The 6,562-nt window shown below is 70.0% G+C and carries 7 protein-coding genes; 4 read left to right on the top strand and 3 right to left on the bottom strand.

All coding sequences use genetic code 11. The features are described 5' to 3' along the window. Together ACZ4FV_RS29525 and ACZ4FV_RS29520 are read left to right on the top strand one after the other, a co-directional pair. Window positions 1-795: C40 family peptidase (locus ACZ4FV_RS29525; protein ID WP_465323673.1), on the top strand; the 795-nt coding region annotated here is incomplete at its 5' end. A 445-nt stretch (window positions 796-1,240) separates the two neighbouring features. Then, window positions 1,241-1,945, top strand: a complete 705-nt coding sequence (locus ACZ4FV_RS29520) for a hypothetical protein (protein WP_465323672.1) — start codon at window positions 1,241-1,243, stop codon at window positions 1,943-1,945. A 188-nt stretch (window positions 1,946-2,133) separates the two neighbouring features. Here the strand turns inward: ACZ4FV_RS29520 and ACZ4FV_RS29515 are convergent, their stop codons facing one another. Together ACZ4FV_RS29515 and ACZ4FV_RS29510 are read right to left on the bottom strand one after the other, a co-directional pair. Further along, window positions 2,134-2,529, bottom strand: a complete 396-nt coding sequence (locus ACZ4FV_RS29515) for an SRPBCC family protein (RefSeq protein ID WP_395860115.1) — start codon at window positions 2,527-2,529, stop codon at window positions 2,134-2,136. Window positions 2,530-2,534: 5 nt separating this feature from the next. Then, entirely contained in the window at window positions 2,535-3,137 is a 603-nt protein-coding gene (locus ACZ4FV_RS29510) for a CGNR zinc finger domain-containing protein (RefSeq protein ID WP_395860117.1), read from the bottom strand. Window positions 3,138-3,331: 194 nt separating this feature from the next. On the opposite strand from ACZ4FV_RS29510, the gene ACZ4FV_RS29505 reads away from it, so the two are divergent. Next, the gene (locus tag ACZ4FV_RS29505; protein WP_402233332.1) at window positions 3,332-4,441 is read left to right on the top strand and encodes an acyl-CoA dehydrogenase family protein; all 1,110 of its coding nucleotides are present in this window, start codon (window positions 3,332-3,334) and stop codon (window positions 4,439-4,441) included. A 253-nt stretch (window positions 4,442-4,694) separates the two neighbouring features. Continuing rightward, window positions 4,695-5,321, top strand: a complete 627-nt coding sequence (locus ACZ4FV_RS29500) for an alpha-ketoglutarate-dependent dioxygenase AlkB (RefSeq protein ID WP_395860120.1) — start codon at window positions 4,695-4,697, stop codon at window positions 5,319-5,321. Between the two features lie 80 nt (window positions 5,322-5,401). Here the strand turns inward: ACZ4FV_RS29500 and ppk2 are convergent, their stop codons facing one another. Further along, window positions 5,402-6,370, bottom strand: coding sequence for a polyphosphate kinase 2 (ppk2, locus tag ACZ4FV_RS29495; RefSeq protein WP_395860121.1), 969 nt, complete (start codon window positions 6,368-6,370; stop codon window positions 5,402-5,404). Between the last annotated feature and the right edge of the window lie 192 nt (window positions 6,371-6,562).

Here is a 6,562-nt window from a genome sequence, read left to right as displayed (position 1 = left end):
GCCCTGCGCGACCAGATCGGTGTCCTGGCGGCCAACCAGTACCGCAGCGGCGGCCTGCCGCCGTCGCTCTCGCTCGCGCTCAGCGGCGACCCCGAAGGCTTCCTGCAGAAGTCGCAGATGATGTCCCAGCTCGACGGCCGACAGGCCGCCAAGCTGAAGCAGATCGCGGCGCAGGCCCGAGCTCTCCAACAGGACCGCACCGAGGCCTCCTCGCAGCTCGCGGAACTGGAGAAGCTGCGCTCCGAACTGAACAAGAACAAGACCGAGATCCAGACCAAGCTCGCCGAGGCCCAACGACTGCTGAACACGCTCAGCGAGAAGCAGAAGAAGGAAGTCCTCGACTCGAACGAGCACAAGACCGACGCCGCCGCTCCCCGTGGCGACATCGACCGCAGCTCGCGGGACAAGCCGGACACACCGCCGCCAGCGAACAACGTCCCCGTCTCCGGCCGGGCCGCGGCCGCGGTCGCGTTCGCGAAGGCGCAGATCGGCAAGCCGTACTCGCCTCGGGCCGTGGGTCCCAGCTCCTACGACTGCTCGGGACTGACCCAGGCTTCGTGGAAGGCCGCCAACGTCTCGCTGAGTCGCACCACTTGGACCCAGGTCAACGACGGCCCGCGGATCTCCAAGGACGCGCTGCAGCCGGGCGACCTGGTGTTCTACTACTCGGACAACTCGCACGTGGGCATCTACATCGGCGGCGGCCAGATAGTGCACGCCCCGCGCCCGGGCAAGAACGTGACCATAGCGCCGGTCTTCTCGATGGAGTTCTACGCGGCCGTTCGACCCGGTTAGGCCCATCGGTCGCGCGCCGAGCCTTCTACGGTTTCCTCTCCCGGACGCATTCCGACCGGCCCGCTCGGCGCGCATCGACCGAGAGCGTGCGCGCGTCAGGACAGCCGCGAGGCCCGAAGCGACCGGCGGCTGTCCTGCCCACGTCCGTCTACGTCGAAGTCCGCGTGCGGCCCGCCGATCGACCACACGAGGCTGCCGAGGGGTACGTCCGGAACCCGCGTCGTGGTCGACCTGGGCGCGGCAAAGCCCGGACGGCTCCTGGTAGTTGGCCGATAAAGCACCTACCCCTGTACGTACCCCCGTGCCCCGTGTCGGTCCCGCTGCTCGTCCCACGCGCACGCCCTGAACCGACCTTCCCGGCACAGACGACGCCAGGCCGTCCCCACCGCACCGCCACGTTCTGCGATGCGGGGAACCAGTCGCCGGGCGACGACGTCACATCACCATGGCCGAGTCGAACGCACGACCACCCGCCACCCGGACGATCATCGTCGTCGCCGCCACACTGATCGCCGCCGCCTGCCTCGGGATCGGACTGTGGCTCCTACTCGCAGGAGACGACGAGGACAAACCCACGGCCGGAGAGCCGATCCGAACGGCGTCCGATACTCCGGTCACCGCATCGGTCGGCACTCCCGTCGCCTCACCCTCCGCCGGCTCCACCGAAACTCCGGTCACCCCGAGCGCTACGCCGCCGGGCACCACATCACCCGGCAGCCGACCGCCCGCCAAACCCACCGACGGTCGCCTCGACACGCGGACCATCTCCTTCGCCGACGCCCGCGGCCTCCCCAAGGTGTTCGCCATCGCCGAATCGGCGACACAGGATGCGGACGTCCTGGCGGGGCTGTTCGCCGGGGCCCCGACCAAGCGGCCTTCGGAACCCGTTCCCGCGACCGACTTCGCCCACAACGTCGTGATCTCCGTGACCGTCGAAGCGGGTTGCCTCGACCCCGAGGGCGCCCGGCTGTACGCGAACGGGAGCCGGCTCAGGCTCGACGTGCGCTTCCCCGATCGCAACACCCCGCCGGAATGCCTCGCCCCGTACATCCGGCTCGCGCGCTTCGAGGTCCCGCGCGCATCCGTGCCGAGCCGACCGGTCCTCGACGGCAGAACACCGGCGATCCCGTCCGCGAACGCCCGCCCCTGACAAGAGCGTTGCATCTGCGCGGGGACGGCGACCCGGAAACACGCCGGCGAGCATCGCCGACACCGGGCCGCGCGCGGTAAGACGGTCGGCGAGCGCGGTCGGCTCTGCTGCCGCATCGCCCGAGCCGTTTCGTCGCGCTCACCGTGACGATCACGCGGCATCGCCGGCGTGCGGATTGCGCGCCGCCGTCAGTGCCCGTCGAGGACGCCGGCGACCCGGTCCATGACGTGCTCCCACCGTGTCCGCTGCCGTTCGCGCTCCTGGGCGCTCGCCAGGCGCTCTTGGTGGAAGCGGAGCATCGTCCGGGCCCCGTCGGCGGTGGGGGCGACGGCGACCTGGATCGTGGTGGTGCCGTGGGTGACCCGGATACGGTCCTGCGGGCGGTAGCCGCGCACCTCCCCGGCCGCGCCCGCGTCCGTCCGGTAGGGGGTGCCGCGCTCCGGGGCGAGGGCCGCCCCGGAGCCGAGCCAGATGGCGATCCCCTCCGGGCTGCTGATGAAGTCCCAGACGACCGGCACGGGGTGGGGCAACGTGCGGGACACGCCGATCTGCCAGCCGGCGTCCTTGGTCAGTCCTGTGGGCATCGTTGTCATCCTTCCTCGGAGTGACGGGCGCGCAGCGCCCTCACCTTGTGACGGTTGCCGCAGTGCTCCATGGAGCACCAGCGGCGGCTGCCGGGGCGTGAGGTATCGACGTAGACGAGGTGGCAATCCTCGGCGGCGCAGGTACGGATACGGTGCGCGAAGGGTCCGGTCAGCAACTCGACCGCGTCCCGGGCGACGGTGGCCGCCAGGTGCGTGCCGCCATGGGTTTCGGCCCACTGCCGCTTCCCGGTCGGTGCGATGGCGGGGGCCAGCGCCGGACGGGCTGCCGCCTCGTTGACGACCTCCAGGTCGCCGGGCGGGTACGGCTCGCCGCGTGTGTGGGCGAGGATCACCCGCAGCAGTGCGTCGCGCAGCCTTCGCAGGTCGGCCACCTGGGCTTCGGTGACCTCCAACACGGGCGTCGGCGTCAGCCGCGACCGCTCCGCCCAGGCGGCCACGTCGACGGGCTCGTGCAACACCTCGTACCGGCGGTAGGGGCCGGGACCGCCGGTGACCAACAGCTCCAGACACAGCGCGCCAGGGTCGAACCGGTAGGCGACGCCGGTATGGGAACGCAGGGTCAGACCCTTGCTGCCGAACGAATCCATGTAACCAGTATAACCGGTTACACGATGGACGTGCCAAGCACCGGCTTCGCTTGTAGCTGCGGCTTCGGCTTCGGCTTCGGCTTCGGCTTCGGCTTCGGCATGGGAGGCTCGCCCTTCGAAACGACGAGTCCGGCCCGCCGTTCGCGTCGCGGGAACCCACTCCGACGTCCCCACGAGACTTCTAGGCTGGGCCGGTGACTTCACCGTTTGCGGTTTCCAGGGAAGAACAGCGGTTCGTCGACGCGGCGCGGGATCTGGCCCGGCAGTTCGCGGCAGCGGCGGACCGGCACGATCATGAGGCCACCCTCCCGGTCGCCAATCTGACGGCGTTACACGAGGCCGGCTTGGACCTGGCCGCGATGCCCCGGGAGCGAGGCGGTTCCGGGCTGTCCTACCAGGCGCTCGGAGAGATCCTCGGCATCGTCGGCAAGGCGTGCCCGTCGACGGCGTGCGTCTGGATGATGCATCTGGGCGCGGCGCAGGCGCTGGTCGGCTACGGACCGCAGTTCTACGCGGAGGAGTTGGCGGCGGGCAAACGGTTCGCGAACGCGCTGTCGGAGCCGACCGGCGGGAACCTCTTCCTGATGCCGCTCCAGCGGGCCGAACCGGTGGACGGCGGATTCGAACTGGACGGCGCGAAGCGGTTCGTGTCCGGGTGCGAGATCGCGGACCACTTCCTGGTCAATGCGCTGCTCGACGAGGGACCGGCGTTCTTCGGGGTGAGCCGGGACGACAGCATCGAGATGGTGTCGATCTGGGACTCGATGGGCCTGCGCGGCACCCGCAGCCAGTTGGTGAACTTCCGCAACACCCTGCTGCGTCACGAGAACCGATGCCGGATCGTCGACCCGACGGCGCCGAACATCATCGCGCTCGGCCTACCGTGGCTGTCGATCGGCATCGCCGAGGCCGCGCTCGACGCGGCGACCGACCATGCCCGCAAACGTGTCGTTCCGAGTACCGGCAAACCGGTCGGCGACATGCAATGGGTCCATTTCGACGCCGCCGACGCCCATGTGAGGCTCTTGGCGGCACGCACCCTCGCGGAACGATCCATGTGGCTCGCCGACCGGAACGCGCCCGGCGCCCTCGTCGCCGCCGTGGAAGCGAAGCTCTACGCCAACGAAGTGGCGAAATCGATCGCGGAGTTCGGGCTCCGGGTCGGCGGCGGCTCGGGCTTTCTGCGGTCCTCCCCGATCCAGCGACACTTCCGCGACGCCCAGGCGGGCGCACTGATGGCCTTCTCGGTCGAGGTCTGCCGAGACATGATCGGCAAAGGCCTCACCGGCGGCGAACAGCCCTGAAGCCGGCCGACTGCCGCCGCCCACCGCCGCTCCTCGCCGTGCCGTGCCGTGGCGGTCGGTGGCGGCGGTGGCCGTCGGGCGGTCGACTACGGCGACCAGCGTCCACCGCCGACGGCCCACGGCACGCACCAGACACCGGCGGCGACGAACAGCGCCCGACCGGGACAAATCTGGACGGGCATCTCGACGCCCGCGTTCGACACCCCGATCGCGTCTCGAACGCATGTTCGGCTGGATGGAGTATCGTGGCGGAATGTCGGATTGTCTCCAGGGTTCGCTCTTCGACCAGAGCGACGTCATCCGTGTCGGGCCGCCGCGCGGCCTGCGACGCACCATGCTGGGCGACGGCGCCTGGATCGACGAGCTGCCGGGCTGGGTTGCCGGCGCGGACGCGTTGTTCGCCGCGCTGGCCGAGAGCGTCCCGTGGCGGGCCGAGCGTCGGCGCATGTACGAACGGGTGGTCGACGTTCCTCGCCTGCTCGCCTACTACGGCGCTGCCGACGAGCTGCCCCACCCCGCCCTCGCCGAGGCGCGCGACCGGCTCTCCGAGCACTACGCGGCGGAACTCGGCGAGCCCTTCGTCAGCGCGGGGCTGTGCCTGTACCGCGACGGCCACGACAGCGTCGCCTGGCACGGCGACCGCAACGGCCGCGGAGCCCGCGAGAACACCATGGTCGCGATCGCGTCCGTCGGCACTCCGCGAGATCTCCTGCTCCGCCCGCGCGGTGGCGGTGAAACGGTACGGCGCCCACTCGGCCACGGTGACCTGATCGTCATGGGCGGCACCTGCCAGCGCACCTGGGAGCACGCGATCCCCAAGACGACCAGGGCGACGGGGCCGCGGATCAGCATCCAGTTCCGGCCACGCGGCATCGGCTGAGCGGCGGCGACCCGGCCGCCACGGGCATCAAGCACCGCCTTTCGACCTCACCGTGCGGCGAGGTCGAAAGGCGGACGGGCCTACTGCTGTGGATGCTCGCCGGGTGTGCCGTCGGGGTGCGCGAGGGGAGTGGGGGAAAGGTCGCTGCTCTCCTCGCCGGGTTCCAGGAGTGTTCCGGCGGCGCCGACGATGAGCGGGTCGGGTACGCCGATCACCGCCTCATCCTTGGCGGGGTAGTCCAGGCGCGTCAGCAGGCTGCGCATGGCTTCGAGCCGGCCGCGCCGTTTGTCGTTGGTCTTGACCACCGTCCACGGCGCGTGCTCGGTGTCGGTCGCCCGGAACATGTCGACCTTGGCCTTCGTGTAGTCGTCCCAGCGGTCCAGCGACCGGAGATCGACCGGGGAGAGCTTCCACTGGCGCACGGGGTCGACCTGGCGGATCGCAAAGCGTGTACGTTGCTCCGCCCGCGAGACGGAGAACCAGAATTTCACCAGCAGGATCCCGTCCTCCACGAGCATCCGCTCGAAATCCGGACACTGGGCGAGAAAGAGCCGGTGCTGCTCTTCGGTGCAGAATCCCATCACCGGTTCGACGCCGGCCCGGTTGTACCAGGACCGGTCGAAGAAGACGATCTCCCCGCCCGCGGGAAGATGCTCGACGTACCGCTGGAAGTACCACTGTGACGCTTCGCGCTCGGTGGGTGTGCCGAGGGCCACGACTTGAGCACCACGCGGGTTCAGGCGCTCGGTGAATCGCTGGATCGTGCCGCCCTTGCCTGCGGCGTCCCTGCCCTCGCAGATCACCACCAAGCGCTGTCCGGTCTCCTTGACCCACCGCTGGAGTTTCAGCAGTTCGATCTGAAGCACCCGCTTGGCACGCTCGTACTCCACCCGGCGGATCTTGCGCTCGTACGGAAAATTCTCCCGCCAGGTCTGAAGGGGCTGTCCCCTCGCATCCAGCAGCACGGGCTGCTCCGGCCTGCTGGAATCCACGGTCAGCCCCTTGAGCAACCGCGGCTCTGGGCCACTGTCGACGTCTCCGGTATTCACACACTGCGTGTGCCCGCCCGTCCCGCTCGTACGCGGGCCGGCCGGTCGGAGATGATGATGCTCGGCACGTCCGGGAGCGGGCCGTCGACCAGGAGGTCGACGTATGTCGGCGCCGGTGTTTCGGTATTCGGCGGCGGGACCCCGGCACACCCCTCACGGTTTCCGGCACGAAGGTCGCCCGCGCCGGTGGCG

The organism is Embleya sp. NPDC025285, assembly GCF_055558835.1.
The sequence above is the reverse complement of the archived record's forward strand: the minus strand, read 5'-3'. Positions and strand labels throughout refer to the sequence as shown.